The 18,815-nt window shown below is 51.4% G+C and carries 12 protein-coding genes; 5 read left to right on the top strand and 7 right to left on the bottom strand.

The annotated features are described in order from the left end of the window. Positions 1–24: 24 nt before the first annotated feature. Positions 25–933: a glutaminase B gene (glsB, locus tag M1D87_RS10650; protein WP_046614057.1), complete on the bottom strand. Its 909-nt coding sequence runs from the start codon at positions 931–933 to the stop codon at positions 25–27. 200 nt (positions 934–1,133) lie between these two features. On the opposite strand from glsB, the gene M1D87_RS10645 reads away from it, so the two are divergent. After that, positions 1,134–2,171 carry a GGDEF domain-containing protein gene (locus M1D87_RS10645; RefSeq protein ID WP_421091610.1) on the top strand — a complete coding sequence of 346 codons (1,038 nt, stop codon included), beginning with the start codon at positions 1,134–1,136 and terminating at the stop codon, positions 2,169–2,171. 549 nt (positions 2,172–2,720) lie between these two features. Here M1D87_RS10645 and M1D87_RS10640 read toward each other — a convergent pair. Next, complete coding sequence (locus M1D87_RS10640) at positions 2,721–3,389, bottom strand: HD domain-containing protein (protein ID WP_421091611.1); 669 nt, start codon at positions 3,387–3,389, stop codon at positions 2,721–2,723. A 540-nt stretch (positions 3,390–3,929) separates the two neighbouring features. Here M1D87_RS10640 and M1D87_RS10635 point away from each other — a divergent pair. The 4 genes from M1D87_RS10635 (at position 3,930) to M1D87_RS10620 (ending at position 8,577) form a co-directional block, all read left to right on the top strand. After that, positions 3,930–4,172: a hypothetical protein gene (locus tag M1D87_RS10635; RefSeq protein ID WP_085600481.1), complete on the top strand. Its 243-nt coding sequence runs from the start codon at positions 3,930–3,932 to the stop codon at positions 4,170–4,172. A 165-nt stretch (positions 4,173–4,337) separates the two neighbouring features. After that, positions 4,338–4,601 (top strand): DUF3077 domain-containing protein, encoded by a 264-nt coding sequence (locus M1D87_RS10630; RefSeq protein ID WP_003256566.1) that lies wholly within the window; start codon positions 4,338–4,340, stop codon positions 4,599–4,601. Between the two features lie 892 nt (positions 4,602–5,493). Further along, positions 5,494–6,438 (top strand): HNH endonuclease, encoded by a 945-nt coding sequence (locus M1D87_RS10625; RefSeq protein WP_421091612.1) that lies wholly within the window; start codon positions 5,494–5,496, stop codon positions 6,436–6,438. Between the two features lie 879 nt (positions 6,439–7,317). Continuing rightward, on the top strand, positions 7,318–8,577 hold the full coding sequence (locus M1D87_RS10620; protein WP_421091613.1) for a DNA cytosine methyltransferase: 1,260 nt from the start codon (positions 7,318–7,320) through the stop codon (positions 8,575–8,577). Between the two features lie 415 nt (positions 8,578–8,992). Here M1D87_RS10620 and M1D87_RS10615 read toward each other — a convergent pair whose 3' ends face one another. The 5 genes from M1D87_RS10615 to M1D87_RS10595 form a co-directional block, all read right to left on the bottom strand. Then, positions 8,993–10,633 carry a hypothetical protein gene (locus M1D87_RS10615; RefSeq protein ID WP_421091614.1) on the bottom strand — a complete coding sequence of 547 codons (1,641 nt, stop codon included), beginning with the start codon at positions 10,631–10,633 and terminating at the stop codon, positions 8,993–8,995. 43 nt (positions 10,634–10,676) lie between these two features. Then, positions 10,677–11,519 carry an ATP-binding domain-containing protein gene (locus tag M1D87_RS10610; protein WP_421091615.1) on the bottom strand — a complete coding sequence of 281 codons (843 nt, stop codon included), beginning with the start codon at positions 11,517–11,519 and terminating at the stop codon, positions 10,677–10,679. Positions 11,520–11,885: 366 nt separating this feature from the next. Continuing rightward, positions 11,886–13,694, bottom strand: coding sequence for a DrmB family protein (drmB, locus tag M1D87_RS10605; protein WP_421091616.1), 1,809 nt, complete (start codon positions 13,692–13,694; stop codon positions 11,886–11,888). A gap of 2 nt (positions 13,695–13,696) precedes the next feature. Next, on the bottom strand, positions 13,697–16,861 hold the full coding sequence (locus M1D87_RS10600) for a hypothetical protein (RefSeq protein WP_421091617.1): 3,165 nt from the start codon (positions 16,859–16,861) through the stop codon (positions 13,697–13,699). Then, entirely contained in the window at positions 16,851–18,512 is a 1,662-nt protein-coding gene (locus tag M1D87_RS10595; protein WP_421091618.1) for an NERD domain-containing protein, read from the bottom strand. Before M1D87_RS10595 ends, M1D87_RS10600 begins: the two co-directional genes overlap by 11 nt. Positions 18,513–18,815 lie beyond the last annotated feature (303 nt).

Genomic DNA, 18,815 nt, shown 5'->3' with positions numbered 1-18,815 from the left:
TACCTCAGCCACCGGGCCCGCCGATCAGAACACCGACCAGCCGATACGCGAACTGAGCAGTTCGAGCGCCGCCATGCCGGCCAGGGAGTTACCCGCCGCATTCAATTCCGGCGACCACACGCACACAGTGAATTGCCCCGGCACGATCGCCACAATGCCACCCCCTACACCACTCTTGCCCGGCAACCCCACCCGATAGGCGAAATTCCCTGCTTCGTCATACAACCCGCTGGTGGCCATGATCGAGTTCACCTGCTGGGTCTGGCGCCGGGTCAGAATCTGCTCACCACTGTGCTTGCAGAACCCATCGTTGGCCAGGAAACAGAACGCCCGAGCCAGATCAAGGCAGTTCATTTGCAGCGCGCAGTAACTGAAATAGCTGCGCAGCACCGTTTCCACCTCGTTATGGAAGTTGCCGAACGACTGCATCAGGTAAGCCATGGCTGCGTTACGCGCACGGAACTGATACTCCGAATCGGCAACGCGGGCGTCGATCGCGATATGGGGATTGCCCGATAGCCGCCGCACAAAATCGCGCATCGACAACGTGGGTGCAGCGAAGCGCGACTGGTTGATGTCGCAGATCACCAACGCACCCGCATTGATAAAGGGGTTGCGCGGCCGACCGCGTTCGAACTCCAGCTGCACCAGCGAGTTGAACGGCTGGCCGGAAGGCTCATGGCCAAGCCGCTCCCAAATGGCTTCCCCGGAGTGCCCAATCGCCTGCACCAGGCTGAACACCTTGGAAATACTCTGCACCGAGAACGGCACCAGCGCGTCGCCTGCGCAGTAATAGCTGCCATCGTTGCCATAGACCGCGATGCCCAGCTGGTTCGCCGGCACATCGGCCAGCGCGGGAATGTAGTCAGCCACTTTGCCCTTGCCGATCAAGGGACGTACTTCTTCGAGAATCTCGTTCAACAGCGTTTGCATGGAAGGCCCTGTATCAGTCCCCAGACGACGGCTAAGGGGTAGCATCCTTGACGAAGATCGAGCGAAAGAAATCACACTCCCGGCAAGAAATTGTCGGCCGACCGTGCATCACGCCATGGCCTATGCTGTGCTTGTTTCGACGGGATACAGACCGCGCACCCGCCAGGTACCCAAGCCAACCAAGGAACGGAGGACCCACAATGCCAGCTTGCCCCTTGCCCGCTGACGAAGCGCTGCGCCAGCGCACGCTCGACGACATGAACCTGGTCGACACGCCAGCCGAGCATTACCTGGATACCCTGGTGCGGCTCACCCAGGACCTGGCCCATGTGGACACCGTGCTTATCAGCCTGATCGACCAGGACCGGCAGTGGTTCAAGGCCCGCATAGGCCTTGAGGCAAGCGAGACGACGCGCAGTGTTTCGTTCTGCGGCTACGCCATTCTCGGCGAGGACACCCTGACGGTGCCCGACGCCCTGTGCGACGAACGATTCGTCGACAACCCGCTCGTGCTGAACGAGCCCTACATCCGCTTTTACGCCGGCCACCCCTTGCGTGCTGGCAACGGTAAAGCCATCGGTACACTGTGCATGTTCGACCCGCGCCCGCGCGTGCTCAGCGAGGCTCAACAAGCGAACTTCAGGGACCTGGCCACGCTCGCCGAGGGGTATCTGCAGCTGCGTACCTTGGCCCAGGTGAACCGCGATCTGCGGCTTGAAATGGATCGCGAGCAGCGCAAAGCCCTGCTCGACCCTTTGACACAACTGTGGAACCGCGGCGCGTTATCGGCGTTTGAAGCGCATGAACGGCGATTGGCCGAGGTAAACGGCTTACGGCTGGGTGCGGTGTATGCCGACCTGGACCACTTCAAGTCCATCAACGACAAGTACGGCCATGGCGGCGGTGACAAGGTGCTTTGCGAAACGGCCCGTCGCCTGCGCGCGGCACTGCGCCCCGATGACCTGGTGGTGCGCCATGGGGGTGAGGAGTTTGTTGCAATTTTGCAGGTGAAGGACAGCGAAGAGCTGACCCGGATTGCTGAGCGGATTCGCGAACAGGTGGGTGCCAGCCCGATGCAGTTGCCCTGTGGTCAGTTGAACGTAACCCTGAGCATCGGGTGCACCCTGTTTGCCAAGGGTGAAACGCTGGATGACGCACTGGAACGCGCTGACAAAGGGCTTTATGACGCCAAACAGAATGGACGAAACCGGGTTGTCTACATAGCGCCACCTCTCTGAGACGAGCACGATCCGGGTTGTGCGGCATCTCTTCTCGCCTCTCAGCCCGCCTATTCATTGCCCCAGACCCCGCCCCGCTCGACACTCCCGCTCCGCCAAAGCTGGATTATCTGAATGCCCCAACACAGCGCTCAAACCCCGCGCGCCCCCTGTGGGAGCGGGCAGCGCGCCCGCGAACACGGGCGCAGCCCGTGCCATCCACGATAAACCCGCTAAAAAAGCCGCAAGCCACTCATCAATAAGCAGAACCGCATACAAAAAGTCTCCACGAGCAAATCCGCCCTCAAAACTGCCCACATCTCCATGACCTAGCAGGTCCCCCTGTAGGAGCGGCTTCAGCCGCGAACACCGGCGCAGCCGGTGCCATGCCCACGCCAGATTCTTCCCCGCCCAAACGCAATACTCAGGGCCATGAGCCCACAGCTACCCGCCTCCAAAACCCAAGGCTTGGCACCTTGCCCAAAGGCACCTGCCAAATCGATCAGCCATATGCAGTTCCAGGACAACTGGCCAACGCCCAAAACAACCTGCCAATCGCCCCAAGCCCCGTCACTGCATCCCTACCCCGCCGGCCCCGATCTCATCCATGAAATCCGCAAGAAACACTTCAAGCCGAGCATGGCGCTCAGCAGCCAGCCGAGCCCCTTCAGCAGTTCTAAAACCTGACGCAAGCTTCAGTAGCTTGGTATGAAAGTGCTCGACCGCATACGCCTTGTCCTGATACTCCCTCCCCCACGCCGCGGGGTTCTCGAAATCGTACAGCGCCGACCCCATTCGCCCGGAAACGTAAAAACACCGGGCGATACCCACTGCACCTATGGCGTCCAGGCGATCACTATCCTGAAGAATCCGGGCCTCAAGGGTGAGTGGTTCAAAGCCAGCCGAATAGCTGTGGGTTTTGACTGCATGCGCCACCTGTTCGATGCGCTGCAAGGGCCAGCCCATATCAGCGAGGATTGACGCCGCCTTTTGTGCGGACAGCGTTGACGCCTGCCCACGCAAGGGCGAGTTCTTTTCTACTGCGACACAATCATGCAGCACCGTCGCTGCAAGCAGCACTTCCAGGTCGCCGCCTTCTACGCGCTGTATCCGTTGTGCGTTGACCCATACGCGATGGATGTGGGACAGGTCGTGGGAGCCATCTGGCTGGTCAGCCGGTAGATACTTCAACAGGTCAGCGGCAAAGCGCTGGAAAGGGGCAAAAGCTTCGATAGTCATCTTCGGTGCATTCCATGGGCTGTGACTTGGCGTCCGTTGTCAGGGGCTGGCCCGTGACCTGCCTTGGTCCAGATGCGAGCGGGTCAGTTTCGAGGCTTGAGTGGCGAAAGTCCATGCTGGACCGTTTGTTGGCATGGCGACATAACTGGATACAGGGATTCGTGAGTGGAAAGCTTTTTGAGAGCCACAAAGCGTTAACAGAGCAGCCGGCGTTGCATGCTGTGAGGGTGAATGGGCAAAAAATGTCAGAATTAACCCCTTCCTTGTAGGCCATTTCCCAAAGATACTCCCTGCGCCTGTTTTTCGTTGCACATGGCCAACGTGGATTTTAGTCTCGGCTCGTCGCTGCCAATTCAGCGACCGGTTTTGACGGACCGATGACGCTGTCCTCATGTGCACACTTTTATGGTGGCTGTACGTGCGGGCACCCTGTGGTGCGCCGAGTGCCAACGTCTCGGTCCGTCAACCCGCGTACAGCTACCACCCCATTGCTTGACGGCATGGCCGTGGTAGTCCCTCCTTCTACGTTGGAGCTTCACCATGCTCAAGATCGTTCCAGATCCTCCACACAAGACTCTCTGCCTTGAAGACACCCTGATCCAAGCCACGGACTACGCACTATGCGCGGCGACCGTCGTGCATCAGGCAATGCTGCTGCAGCCCAAATCGCCTGCGTCGATTTTGATGATGGCCTCGATGCATGAGCTGGAGACGCTGCGAGCTTTGCTTGAGTCCGCACTGATCCAGGTGCAAATGCCCACTGAGCCTAGGACTTTGCACTAAGGCTTCATTGATGTGTCGCCTGGGCTGCCCCTATCGCCAGCAAGCAAGGCTCCCATATGGATCTAAGCTGCGCCACAGATCTCGAGGCCTATGCAGTATTTGTGGGAGCTGGCTTGCCGGCGATGAGGCCAGACCAGGCACGAGAGATTTCGGGGAGATTGAACAATGACCACAGAAGAAACCAAATTCACCGTCGGCAAAACCACCTTCTACCAAGGTGAAAACCAGACCCATCCGCTGTTCCGCATCGAAGCAGGCATACCCTGCCAGAGCGCCCGCGAACAAGCCTCGGAGCTTATGGGCTATGCACGGGATATGACCCTGGACGGCTTGATGGAAGACAAACCCCAGCTGATATGGGCTTCACATTACCTCTGCGCATTGGCCAAGGCGCTGATGGATGATGCCGAGCTAGGCATGATGCGCTGAAGCGCCTACTCGTTACTCAGAGCCGCCTTCAGAAATCTCTGAAGGCTTTTCTCCTGCCGAAACCATGCGACTATATATTCTCGCTTCACCGCTCGCCACCACAACACAGCCACAGCAGCTATCGAGCCGGGCTATCAGTACCAGAGCGTAAACCTAGGTTCAGCTCCATCGACTGAGAGCTCAAAGAAGAACCTTGGCGCAAAGGTTCCGGCAAGCCGATGTCACAAAACCCGTTTGACCTATAAAGGCGCATCGCCGGGGTATCTGCGATCGTCACGCCCAAGCGTATACGTTGCACCCCTCGACCTTCAGCCCAAGAATAGCTCTTGCCAGCAGAGACCGACCGGCAACAGCACCGCGTGAGACGGGGTCTACCCACACCTGAAAAACCTCGACGACAGCTGGCTCAGCTTCTGATGATTTGCACCAAACCAAGCCACAAGGCTCGGCGTGCTGAAAAGCCAAAAAAGCCTGTGCGCTGGTGGAGGTTGCTACAGCTGAGACACGGGCTTCCCAATCATCGTCGCTTCTAATTGCCTCATGCTCGTAGGTACCTGCGAATGCGTCCGGTGACTCTTGCAGTGCCCGTAAACGGAGCCCCCGATATAGCTGCCATTCATATGCAGCTATGGGGCGAACAAACACGCTGGTACCTCCAATTGTTTTCCTCCCATCATCCAGAGAACTGACTTGCAAGGGTTGCTCGCCCTTCGCTTCGTAGCAAGCCCATCCCCCCATAGCTCCGTCCATTTTCGCCTAGGCCTACAGGCAGAACGGAATTTTCCTACACTCTTCCACATTTCGTCTGAAGGAAGTAAGGTGTTGGGCATCCCTAAGAGACGCGAAAGCAGGCATCAGCCCCTCGTCTATGCCACACGCAAGGAAGCCGCCCGTGCCCCTCCCAATCTCTCCAACGTCAAACATAAAACCGTATGGGCTTTTTGCATCAGAGCGATTGGAACCGGGCACCGTTTATACACGAGACGACCTTAGGGCCCTTTTTGATATAAAAGATGCCACACTCAACACCGGCATATTCCGACCGAAAGGCTTCAATTCCGTCTGGCTGTTCATTACCGAGCATAAAACATCCGATAGAACTCAATACGATGACACGCTGGTGGGCGACACTCTCCGGATGCAAGGCCAGCGCATGGGAAGAACTGACATGCTCATTTCAGAACACCATCAGCGGGGCTTGGAGTTACTGCTTTTCTATCGGAAAGAAAAATACGAACATCCACATGCCGGCTTTCGATACGAAGGTATATTCATATATAAAAATCAATCTGCCAGCACGCCCACCTCTTTTACCTTGATTCGCAATCCAGCTGCGGTTCATGAGTCGTTTTCATGCAAGATTGAGCAGCAACTGAACCACAATAATATATTCGATCCATATGACCTCAGTGATGCACGCACACGCACAATGGTTTCCATCGTTCGTCGGCGCGGTCAGCCTCTATTTAGAAAACAATTGTTGAAAGCTTATCAAGCACGCTGCGCCGTTACAGGCTGCTCAGTACAGCAGGTGCTGGAGGCCGCCCATATCCACCCCTATTTTGGTGACGAAACGAACGTCGTATCCAATGGACTCCTGCTCAGAGCCGACTTACACACCCTATTTGACCTAGGGTTATGGTGGGTTAACCCAGCCAGTTTGAAAATCGAAATATCCGAAATATTACAGGACAGCGAATACGTTTCGATCCAAGGACAGTCGCTGTTTCTGCCGGAAAACGAGTCAGAGCACCCAAGCCGATCGGCCCTTGAGTTCAGATTTATTTCCGGTCGACAAGCAAGTAAGCGTCTGACCAACACAACCTTAAACCTGTAGAGATGAAGGTTGCAACTTCTGCTTTTCTTCCCTTTATCTTCGCCGAAACGTTGAGCTACGGGCCGCAGGCGTGTGGAGTGTTTTATAAGCGACCCTATAAATCCCTCCCCTCAGGACGGAACCGTGGCATATTGTGACGTAATCTGTTTGCAGTTCGACATAAACGGTACTTCGTAATCTTATTCGATCAAGCAGCTCTAGTGCCTGACGCAGCCACATATATAACCATTGGCTTGACCATCTGAACTAGACTGTAAATCTGCGCACTGGGAGCAGGATTTTTTGGGGTGTCGTGATCGATCACCAAGAGACGTTCTAAAGTGTATTATTTCGACATACCAGGCCTGTCAGAGTCTATCGCGACAGAACCAAACTCATAATAGAACCCCACATCTACACAAGAAATCACATCAAATTACTTTAACCGAATTTAAAAATAGTAACAAATAAGTTCGAAGCCGTATAGCCAATCCCCCCAGACAGGAGCCCACTATAAGTCTTTCGATAGTTGCAATTTTCAATCCTTATCTTAGCCCTATCTCTCGCTCACTGATCATGATGACAAGCTAACCGCGCCATCACAGCGATGACACTTGTAAAAACTATCTTGCCATGCGTAAAAACGGTTAACCGGAAACGGTCAGCACGATTACCCGGCCCTACCGAACGGAAACTGATCAAAATTTGTTCGATACGGGCTTCACTGCGCCGCTACACAATCGAGCTTGGCGCCGCCGCAATGAATAATTGGACTAGGCCTCTTGATCTCAATTTGCTATCCTGTCGTGGTTTTTTTGCATCATCTTCTGTTTGCCATCGCCCGTCTATGAAAGGCCTGTGCGCGCAGCGGTGAACCACTCTGGAGACGCCCGTTAATTTATGAAATTTATAGATGTTTTTGCGGGCTGCGGCGGGCTCTCACTTGGCTTGCTGAAAGCCGGCTTCACCGGTGTCGCAGCCATTGAAAAGAATCCAATGGCTTTTGAAACACTCCGGCACAATTTAATAAATGGACATCGATATTCTTTTGATTGGCCAGATTGGCTTCCACGTCAAGCCATGACATGTGAGGAATTTCTTGATAACCACCTAGATGAGATTCACTCTCTGAGGGGAGTAATTGATCTAATGGTCGGCGGGCCACCTTGCCAAGGTTTCTCTTTAGCTGGGCGTCGGGACCCAAAAGACCCAAGAAATAGGATGGCAGAACAATATTTAGAATTAGTTAAAATAATTAGACCGAAATTCATTGTTATTGAAAACGTAAGCGGCTTCGACGCCAAGTTTAACGATATCGAATCAAGACAGTCTGACGAGAAATTCTCAAAGACCTCATATGCCGAGTACATTTGCTCCCAGCTCGAAGGACAAGGTTACTCCGTATCAAGAGGAAAAATAAACAGCGCAGACTTTGGTGTCCCTCAAAATCGCCAAAGATATTTCATCATTTGCTCTGCCATAGATAGTCAAACCAACTTCATTAAAGACCTGGCTAATTTTGGTCAAGAATTTAAGTCTCTAAAAAGGCTCGGAATTGGAAAACCCGTATCTGCATCAGATGCAATAGCAGATCTAGAGCTCAGCGGTAAATCTCTTATCGACAGCTTAGATTCAGATATCCCCGGCTTCAAGCAAATCGACTACCAAGCGCCAGATATCCTCTCTCCATATCTCCGACTGATGAGAGAGGATTATTCAGGCCTACCTAATAGCCTCAGAATTCCGAGACACAGAACTAACACTATCCTTCAATTTATAAAGATTCAACAAGCCTCTACCCCAGGCAAATCACTACCATTAGAAGCGCGAAAAAAGCTTGGCTTAAAAAAACACGCCATCACTGTTCTTGCGAAAGATCTACCATCCCCAACAATTACAACTTTGCCTGACGATATTATCCATTACAGCGAGGCACGCATACTAACTGCTAGAGAAACCGCAAGAATTCAATCTTTCCCAGACTGGTTTGAATTTAAGGGAAAGTATACAACGGGAGGTGCAGCCCGCAAGCTTGAATGCCCCCGATACACGCAGATAGGTAATGCAGTACCGCCCTTGTTAGCAGAGGCCATTGGGATGATGCTTCATAAGTGGTTAGCTATGGATATTTCCGATTCAGAAGCCCTTAATTACATCTAAAAGGTCCGATTGAGAGGCCTACACGATATTAGCCTCTCAATCGGTTAGATTTTGCCTGTATTCGGCTTCGCGAACAACGGATGGCCTGCCAACAAAAAGCCCAAGCTTTTCCGACAGGTCTTTCTCGTTTCTTTTTGAGCAAAGCTTGAATCTGCAGTTAGGTCATGATCTGGGCTAGGATCTTGTTCCGTTCGTATAGCTAAGTGGCCATAGCGATGGGCCGCATCCGTGACCGACCCATTCATTTTTTCTACAGTCGTTCATCTCAGTCCCACACTCCCCTGTACCTAAATACCGACGCAGATCATTTCCTTACGCTTCAAGCCCGGGAAAGTAACGGAGGAGCAGATTTCGGCGAACGCTTTGCGGATTGAGGATGTAGAGACCTCAATCTCGCGCTCGCTCAACGCTCTGCTTAACCCGTGTTTGATGGAGTATTTGCCTTTCGCTTTGCCACCCGCTCAGCCCCCTTCCGCCCCCCAGACTCATCAAAAGCAACAAGCTCGAGCTTATGAGCCGCATCCGCCAGCATCTTGCGTCCAAGATTAACATCATGGTCAAGTCCAAGCTCAAGAGTAAGGCTAACCACGCCAGGAGACTCTTCTGTGCTGGCTATAACGGGGTGCGTCACACCGCTCAGAATCCTCTCAAGCATCTGCCGTTGAAGCGCTCCTTTTCTCACTTGCCGAGTACGATACGTTAACCTGACAACATCATCTGAAGGCACTCGAAATGCCGACGGCCCAACATAGACGATTAACTTCGATGCATCCTCCTTCACATCGAAAGAAACATTGATGCAACCGTCGCTAGGGTTGACCTCAGCTTGATAGCCTCTCTGTTTAAACTGACCTAATATCTCTATTAGAGATCTCGATGCTGGTTTAATTTTATCCGCGAGAGTTAAGCCAGACACCATCAGCTGCTCATACTCCTCTGCTAACGGCCCCCACTCACGATGCACGTGAACGGGAACGACTCCGCCACTAGCAATAGCCTTCCCCACTATTGCAGCCCCAAGAAATGACTGCCTACTTATCGCCTTGGTGCTCGCAGGAATCCCGCCTAGGCCGTAATAAAGCCCAGACAACATAAAGGCCAATATCGAAACAGACTGTCCGATATCAGGCCTTGCACTAATCCATCGAGTCATCTGCTCAGGAGCTGATGCCAAGAGAAAGATCATTAGTGCTCGCTGTGCAATCCGTCCGCTATCATCTATCTTCGAGCTGATTAGCTCGATACGATTATCCAAGACTTTTTGTACAGTTTCAGCAAATATAATTATCTCTGGCGAATCATTAACCTGCGGTACCAGGCGCCTTGATACCTCACTAATAAAATGGTCAACATCAAATCCTTTTCGCGGATCCAGCTCACCTAGCATCGATGCAGCGGCAACAAATATTCGAAAATCCTCGGAATTAATCTCTTGAGGTCTCAATACCGAATAGATCTGGGTAGCAAACCTCACCACCCCGCTTTCTTGCCCCACAGGAACATCTAAGAGACACCTCAGCAGCTCGAATGGAAGTCCGACTCGAGCTATTTGCCAGGAGATTAGCGAGACAGCACCAGACAACTTATTCAAAGACGACGCCTCTATGCACCTCCTCCCGCCTTCGGGTCCGATTGTATACTCTTCTCCAGAAATTTCATCTACAGCACTTACTTCCCCAGAAAATAAAGGAAGTTCTATTTCAGAATTAATATCTCCTGCGTTATCATTTTCGATAAATAGAGCAGGATCCACCCTCAAGTCCAGAGCAGTTGCGACTGTATCATCAAAAGTCTCAAGCCTAGCCTCAAGCTCCACAACTGCATCTCGTGAACGCAACCAACACGCCAAACAGTCACTAAGAATTATTGGCTCACGAAAATAGGCACGCCCTCCTTCATGAGTATTGTCTTGAATTTCCACTTCAACCAGAACTACCTCTCCCCAGCTCAAACCTTCCCTTGCATTACTCAGTGCCTCATGACTAACTTTGCACTCGGCAACCAAAGCTTCATGATAGTTATCAGTAGCCAAGAAGCCTTTTGCGAAAGCCTCCATAAGGCGGTCCTGATGGACCGCAACGAACCACCGACTGGTTGTTCTACTCTGTGATTTGCTCATAAAGTTCTTTATCCGGAAGTCGTTCAGCCAGGTTGTGAGGTTGATTCATAACCAGCAACTCCAAGTAATCTCTTGCCCGAGACGCCATGACATAGAGCTGCATACTTGCATACTGGTCGCCTGCACCTCCCTGATCAGAGAATGGATCCACAAGGAAAACCGTATCAAACTCCAACCCTTTGGCACTCTGAAAATTTAGAACTGTAACACAACCACCGCAATCAAATTTTAAACTCTCCGCAGGATGATTATTCTTGTCACCACTTGAATACGTTTGAACAACAACCCCCTTTCCATTAAGTCGGGATGACAGGCTATTGAAAATCTTCTTCCTGACTACATCACCTGAACATAAAACACCGACCTGCAACCCAGGATTATTCGCCATATAAATAGCTATCCTACGACGTACAACCTCCAAGCCAGATGCAACAACAACGCGCGGCTTCGATCTTCCAATCCGCTCTGGGAGATCTGGAATGCCAGATGGGAGCCCTACAAAATAATGCCTTGCAAACTCTGCGATCTGTCTGGAGTTACGATAGTTCTTACGCAAACAATATAGACGCTCATCATTAAGTGACAATGCACTCTTAATATCATCAACGGTTGAATTTTTATCAGCCGAAAGACGTTGATTCTCATCTGCAAACACAGTAACCGCTGGAGGAACGACAGCTCCTCCTCCTTTTAACAGGCTGGACATCATGTTGAGTGCCGAATACATATCCCTAGGAAAATCCTGCCCTTCGTCAATTATCAAGTGCCCCCAATGCCCCCCCTTGCCCTTCCAATTTTTCTCTTTCGCGACCTGAACCAACATCTCTGTCCAATCGTACCTCCAGCGATCCCGAGATAAGAATGGTGGGTTCCGTCGAAAAGCTCCTCGCCACCATTCGTAAACCCATGCATGCATAGTAGATGTTTCAACACCACCAGCCACATTCTCCCTTGCACTCGTGTAACTTGAAAGCACTTTGCTATACATAATTACACGAGGACCAAAATTTTTATCATTTTTTTTCTTGCAAGAACCTGAAGAAATGCCGCACGATGGAAAGCCATTACTGTTTTCCCAGTCCCAGGTGGGCCAACAACCAAAATTGAGTCTGTCGGTGGAGCACCATGGTAGATCTCCTTTTGCTCTTTATCGAGATCAGTCAATTTCGGAAACCTCATGAGACCACTCCTAAGCCCCTTCCATTAAATCATCGAGCATAAAGAATGGTTCAACCCCTCCCAGATCGACCAATGTTCTCCTGTCTAGCAAGCAGTTATTAAATGCACAACTTGTTTCAGAAACTAGCATACACGCATGGCAAGATGCAGCGCTCATCCCACCCAATCCTTGATGTTCACTTTCTTTGCAAACAGGATCAGCCGAGCACCATGAAATATCCAGAAGCGCAGCCTGTAATAGCGTCCCCAGCCTCTCAGGTTCGCCCATCCGGACTAATCCACCGAGCGATCCTTCAGAGTCACCATCGGCGGTGTACAGTAGAATCCCACAAGTCGTTGAATCAGGCGCCCCCGCATAGATTCGCTCTCTTATTGAAGACGCTGAGTATCCTGCATCAAAGGAAAGCCTTCGCAATACTGCATGGGCAAACGAATGCAATAGTAAGAAACGAGGAGTAGCCATTACAGCTTGCCACCCAAAGCCGGCGATCTTATTGCCCAGCATCTTAAAACGCTGCGAATGAGTTTTGGCAACTCGCTGCTCCCAGGACTTTACTGCATCTGCATCCAGCTGAATAAAAACGCCCTCCCCCCATGCCTCTACTCCTGGGTACCAACCGACGGCGCGTTGGCCAAGATCTACGGGTACCATAGCGCTTTCTTCGTCCGGAGATATTCTTCTAAAACCCAATATCGCACGCACTTCGCGTAGACGTCTGACCAACGATACAGACCGTATCGTTCTCAATAGCTCACCAGGCCATTCAGATGGTATTTTTGTACGTTTAATTATCAAGGAGTCCGTCTCCACATCATGGACCCCCGATAAAGTTTGCCATTCTTCATCGAGAATTTCGGCCTGTACTTCAGCCAAATTTTCATCCTTTACTACCGCTTCAACTTCATCAACCGCCAGAGCAGCCAACAAAGCTTCTCGAACAACCACCAGATCACAACCATACCTTTCAGCAATAAAGGCAACGGTCGACTCAGCACTCTGAAGTATCAAATGAACAGGAACCCCGGCAGAGAACAATGTCTTGAGCCCAGCCCAACTTAAGTTTGTCCTCCAAACCTCTTTCAGTCCGAGCTCTCTTTCAGCGCTATTAGCATGTAGTAAGTCCAATGCCGATATTGTGCGCGGGAAGTGAAGATTACTAGCAGCACGCCTATTAACCCACAACGGCTGGTTACATTGCGGAGGATTGAATTGCCAGGGCTGCCCTCCTCCGCATCGCATACCATGTGGAGCCTCCACCTGAACCAAACCGGTAAAATCTCTTTTCGCCCCACATCCGCATCGTACAGAAACAGCAGACCAGTCTCCTCCGGCCTGTCCAGTTGTTTCAAACCACATCCGTGCACCTTGTCGACTGCACCTCCCATCCTCTGCAGATCTAGATGAATGGGCCCACCAGTGCCAGTCAACTTCCGACATATGCCCATGCTTGCATGCTGCCACGAAGCCCATCGGCGTTAGCTCACCACCACACTTCCGATCTGCGCAAGTCGGAGTCCTATAATCATTTCCGACATCATCAGCCCCCGTAACAAAGCGCATCAGTCGGCATCGAGGACAAAAATACCAACGAGGGAACCGATGAATGGCAACCGATCTCATACCCTCTTTTGCGATAGGCGCTTTTATTGGCCTCTTAAGTTTTACTTCTAAATTGCTATCTGTGATCTGACGCATTCCATCCGGAGACCAACGGCTGATATCAGCCATCACAAAAGACTCCGAACCAATGTCGATAATAGCACCTACTCCAAATGGGCTAATAAGCTGCCCCTGACGAACGACTCGCGTACTTGACATTATTACTGCCTCCCGACAGGGGTAAGTTCAACATCTGGATCCACGTTACGAACAGACCTCATAGCTTCGTACATTCCGAACGCAGGCGGGTCACCAAAATCCCGTATTAGGGAAGCAGAGATTGACACGAACTGCGGACCGGGGCACGTATAATACACTGACCTTCCAGACTCACTTTGCTCCTTCCACCTTTCAATAATGTCATCAATTTCTGATTCCACCCTGCTTGCCTCACTAGGGTCAGCCATTCTTACATGCGCTCGAAAACTCTCTAGAAGCCCTACCACTTCTGCCTCATCAAACTTAACACTTCCCGCCTGATCATTTGCAGCATAGTTTGTCGCATGTCTAATCATTGCGATAACTGCAGCATGCAAGGTTCGCTTTCTGGCCGGAGGTGCATAAGGTGTAACACTGGTGGGCTCGACAAACCTATAAAAAGACTCATGATATGAAAGAAAGTCTTCGTAATGTGATCGGTCGCGTGGTTTAGCAGGAGAATAAAGAGCAATTACGACCCCCGGCGCGGATCTAGAGCGACCAACCCTGCTCGAAGCCTGAATATACTCTGAGTTAAGTTTTGGTTGACCGTTTATCAGCATCAACCCAAGTCGATCCACATCAACACCGACGGAGATAATGCTTGTGCATGGAACAAAGTCTACAGCTGGTTGCGACTTATCCCCTCTGCGCTCTAGATTACGAATCGCCTCCCCCATATCGGTAGTCATTTGTGAGCTAAGTTCCATGACATTATCTACCGCACGCACACGGTCCTCTACGCTAGCAATAGCCTTCATTCGATCTGGTATTTCCTGCGAAGCAGCAGTCATCGTCCTACCGAGCTCACGCCGACTATTGACATATGCCAGTACCGTCCAGTACGCATCGCGGAGTACATCTGGAAGCCGGAGCTCCGCACTCGCCTGCAATAACGCAGCAGTTACCCATACCATTGAGACAACTGGAGTAGTTGCCCCCTGCCCCATGGCCCCTACATAGAGGCGGCCTGGCACCTGAGATGGATCCTCTAAACGGAAAAAGAACGCATCATCCCAACTCCTGATTGGAGAAGGGAATACAGTGGATTTCCTGCCATAAATGCCCCTAATTTGTTCCTGAGAGTTTCGTATTGTTGCTGTCGACGCAATAATTTTTGCACCTCTACCTTTACCTCGCGCCCTTATAATTGAATCAATTGCCAGTTCATAGGGGGCAGATATAGAACCTAACGGACCTGATATCAGATGCAATTCATCCTGAATTATGAGCGAAGGGGGAGGCGCATTATCATGTATACCACCAAAGAAAACTCTTGGCCGTTCATCCCAACTCAATCCCGCAAACTTATCTAGAGTACCCAGCAGAATGGAAGGAGGCTCTCTATACAACGCCTCATCTACGATCTGCATTGGAATATTTTCGTGAAAGTCGCATTTCGAGCTCAAACACTTGAACAGGAAGTGTGCCGGCCCACAATCCACTCCAACTTCCTTCGTGGCCGCATTAACAATAGGAGTTGCACATGCAGGACAACGATCTAGAAGAAATGGATTTTTCACTCCTTCTGGAGCGGGGCTCCATTCGTCAAAAAGCTCCATTGCCTTCTGGAATCTATTTGGAGTGAGACTTCTCCCGACCCAAAGCCCTACAGAGAAGGGGCGATTAGATAGAAGCTCCGGTATATCGCGACGTAATAGCTCCAAAGCACAGACAAGCATTCCGGTTCGTTGAAACTGCTGGGTAGTCAGCATCCTTAGCGTATAGCGACTTAACACAGCCGAGGCCGTGTCCGAATCTTTATAAATTATGCGCCGGCGGATAAGCTCAAATGCCGCAACAAGCAAGTACGCTTCTGTTTTCCCCCCCCCTGTAGGGAACCAGATAACGTCGACAACCTCACGGTCTTCTTGGTCGCCATCCAGAAGGGATGGAATCACTCCAAGGAAGTAAGCAATCTGGAACGGGCGCCATTTGTAGCCCTTCCCTCGTTCTAATCTGGGAACAGAACCCGTCATTGATGTACCAACACCAGCCCGCGCCTGTTCCGCCATCAGCATCTGCCAATACATTGCCCGATTTGCCAATGTAAATGCCGCGAAGGTTTCTGGCGCCGATAGCGATTCGATTCCTGCTTTAATTCGCCTTTGCCAGAGTCGACACTTTTCAGCCAAGCCTGAACCGGCATCCTCATCGAACTGCCGGCAAAGAATATCCTCGGACTCCAGCCACTCTCCAAACGCTTCGCCAAGTCCAGTTAGGACATGCTGCACTTCTAGTACATCATCGCTGAATGCAAGGAACTCAATATCTCGAAACCTCTCATCGAGTGAGTCGCTCGCCCTAACTTCAAACGTTGCCGCACGTACCTCTGCCGTTGGCAAGAACTCCACCCAAACGTGAGAGCATTTGACTTCCGACCGCACATCCCACATTGCCGAAGCGCCATGTCCACGCGCATAGACAGGGGAGTTTCTGTACAAATAACGTACTTCTGCTTCCTCTTGGTCACTTACCGCAGCTGAGCGTGGCCTCGGATAAGGCAAGAACTCGCCGTCCACCACGTCAACGGACAAGGCGATCTGGAAGAGAACTTTCTCTGGATCAAACCCATGCCCGCCCTTCTCCATTGAGTTAACTAGCGTCACAGTTAATAAATTGGCACCATCAAGCCAAGGCCTCGACTGAATGTGTATCTCGGCCCGCCCACCCAATACCGAAAGCGGCCTGGCGTTTTGCCCCAGATCGACGTCCACAATCTCCGTGCCCACAGAAGGAACAGAGATCCGTCGCCATTTCATCTCACCACGCCTTCGGGAACGCGCTCCTCGCTCGCTCTCTAGCCGCTCATATATAGAAGCTGATACATTGCACTTAAGGGTTCCACCTTTCGCGACAAGAAAGCTCAACCCAACAGATGAAGGCATTGCACGATGACTTGCACCAACGGTCTGGTCAGACTCGTCGTCTGTAGACAATCCAACATCTTCAGTGCCATCATCTGCCAAATCTAACTCCCCCTCACGGGGGAATAACATTCCCATCATGTATCTCAAGAGAGGGGAGCCTTCGAACTCTTCGAACTCTCCTTCTGCGGGACCAATGAGCCTCGACCGCATGTAGTTAACAAGCCCTGCACGAGAATCCCTTATAGCTTCAATGTCCACAAACCGCCTCCTTAAAATTCCGACCTGCATTATCAGCCATGCGTACGTGGACTCTGGCTAAAGTCATCGAGTCAGCAACTATCGACAAAGCATAATTCCCTCTTGTCATACTTAAGTACAGCATTCGATCAAGATCATCATCACTTAACTCAGCCCCAAAGATACAAATGATAACAAATCCAGATTCGAGACCTCTGAATGACTCTATAGAGGAAACAGCTAGCACCCCATCAACATAGTTGCCAGAAGACCACTCAGCAGCAAAAACGCCAGCATTAGCTGAAAGCGACTTGATTAACTCACTTGGATTAGACTCATCCGCAAGCAAAGTTATAGTGTGAATTGGTATATCCTCTTCCAACCAAGCACGCACTTGTCTTGCAGCAGCGGCTATAATTCCTTCTCGACTAGACATTCCCAGCATCGTGGGACTTAGGCCTCGGCCTTTTACTACCGCATGGCCCAACGGAACTCCAGCTGCAAGTTCCGTAGCAAGAATTATCTCCGGTGTATTTCTGCAATTTTTCGTGAGTCGTGGACGAACGGATGCTGTTTCTTGAAAAACCTGAAGTGCAGAGGAAAAATGATTACTACCAGTAGCCTGCTGAAAGCTAGGATCACCGAACCATGCCCACTTGCCATGTGCAATCCCGCCGATAACCAGACTGTCCATCAGCGCAAGCTGTTCGGAGGAAAGCATTAGCTGTCCTTCATCTATCAGCAACACTTCTACCAACGGCCTTGTCGAAACTTCGGTCCTCTCAAGCTCTCCGATAGAAAAAATATAGCAATCAAGTCCCGTCTTTAAACGCAAAGCAGAAGCCAGAGCGTGGCTTCCTACGAGTAGCAAGGCTTTTTTTTCAGCTGATACCGCTCGACGTAGAATTTCCACGGCAAGAAGCGTCTTCCCACAACCAGCCGGTGAAGAGCAAAAAACTCTCTCAGCTCCGTCCCAAAGATCCAGAAGACTGTATTGCTCCTCTGTGAGCGAAAGCAGTTGCTCTTCAATTTCTTGCCGAGCAAGCCGCAATGGACGCACCAACTCAAACTCTGGCCGGAATAGCCCAACCAGACTTGATATCTCGTCCGCACTAAGTCCACGCCTAGACTTGTTCTTGAGTCGCCAGTAATCCGCAACTCCTTCGAGAAACCTCTGCAAGCTCGCAGGATTGGCGAGATCATCCCTTGTCCCAACCAGAGCCATAGGAAACTCAGGCCCGCCAAGAATCGCTCCAAGATCCTTTCGGGCCATTCCCGCAAGGATCACGCAGAATCCAGCAGGCACCTCTAACGCAAAGCCTCTCCCCAACCGTGTATCCACATAATTCTTCACTAGAGAGAAATAGGCGTCCTTAGCTTGAACCAAGGGAGACTTTCCCCGGGTTACCACTCGACCAAGGCGATCCTCGTACTTCCACTTGCCTCTGACACACGTGACATTTCCACCCTTTACCTCGATGGCAATTAGCCCACGCGTACCAACAAGCAGGAAATCGATCTCGCCCCAGCGCTGATAGACATGCTCTGAAAGATTTAACGAGCTCAATGCTCTTGCCGAACTGTCGCCCCATTCGACACGACCTAACAATGAGAGGACCTTGCGCTCTGATCCCGTAGATTCTGGCAAAGGCGTACTTGGAAGGACCAACATTTTCAGAACCGCTCCTCGGAATCTCAGCTTCACAGCTAGGAGTTGCGGCTCCGATCGTGACGCCGCCCTCCTAACGACTGCTGCAGATATGCCATCAATTTGCCACAAGCACAACCCAAAGTTGGAACCGACGCGGTCAGTCTCGGTTCGGTAAGCATTTGCTAAGGGCTTATCAAGGCCGCTGCGCCGTAACAGCCTGCTCGTTACATCAGGTACTAGGCCCTGTACGGAGATTCGACAAACCCAATAGTCTCCGCCACAGACATTGAGATTCTGCAGAGTCACCTGCGATTACCAGTGAGG

The organism is Pseudomonas sp. SA233 (genome assembly GCF_054792385.1).
The sequence above is the reverse complement of the archived record's forward strand: the minus strand, read 5'-3'. Positions and strand labels throughout refer to the sequence as shown.

Coding starts and splice junctions, on each gene's coding strand:
- glsB (WP_046614057.1), bottom strand. CDS start 933: ATGCAAACGCTGTTGAACGAGATTCTCGAAGAAGTACGTCCCTTGATC.
- M1D87_RS10645 (WP_421091610.1), top strand. CDS start 1,134: ATGCCAGCTTGCCCCTTGCCCGCTGACGAAGCGCTGCGCCAGCGCACG.
- M1D87_RS10640 (WP_421091611.1), bottom strand. CDS start 3,389: ATGACTATCGAAGCTTTTGCCCCTTTCCAGCGCTTTGCCGCTGACCTG.
- M1D87_RS10635 (WP_085600481.1), top strand. CDS start 3,930: ATGCTCAAGATCGTTCCAGATCCTCCACACAAGACTCTCTGCCTTGAA.
- M1D87_RS10630 (WP_003256566.1), top strand. CDS start 4,338: ATGACCACAGAAGAAACCAAATTCACCGTCGGCAAAACCACCTTCTAC.
- M1D87_RS10620 (WP_421091613.1), top strand. CDS start 7,318: ATGAAATTTATAGATGTTTTTGCGGGCTGCGGCGGGCTCTCACTTGGC.
- M1D87_RS10615 (WP_421091614.1), bottom strand. CDS start 10,633: ATGGAGGCTTTCGCAAAAGGCTTCTTGGCTACTGATAACTATCATGAA.
- M1D87_RS10610 (WP_421091615.1), bottom strand. CDS start 11,519: ATGTTGGTTCAGGTCGCGAAAGAGAAAAATTGGAAGGGCAAGGGGGGG.
- drmB (WP_421091616.1), bottom strand. CDS start 13,694: ATGTCAAGTACGCGAGTCGTTCGTCAGGGGCAGCTTATTAGCCCATTT.
- M1D87_RS10595 (WP_421091618.1), bottom strand. CDS start 18,512: ATGTTGGTCCTTCCAAGTACGCCTTTGCCAGAATCTACGGGATCAGAG.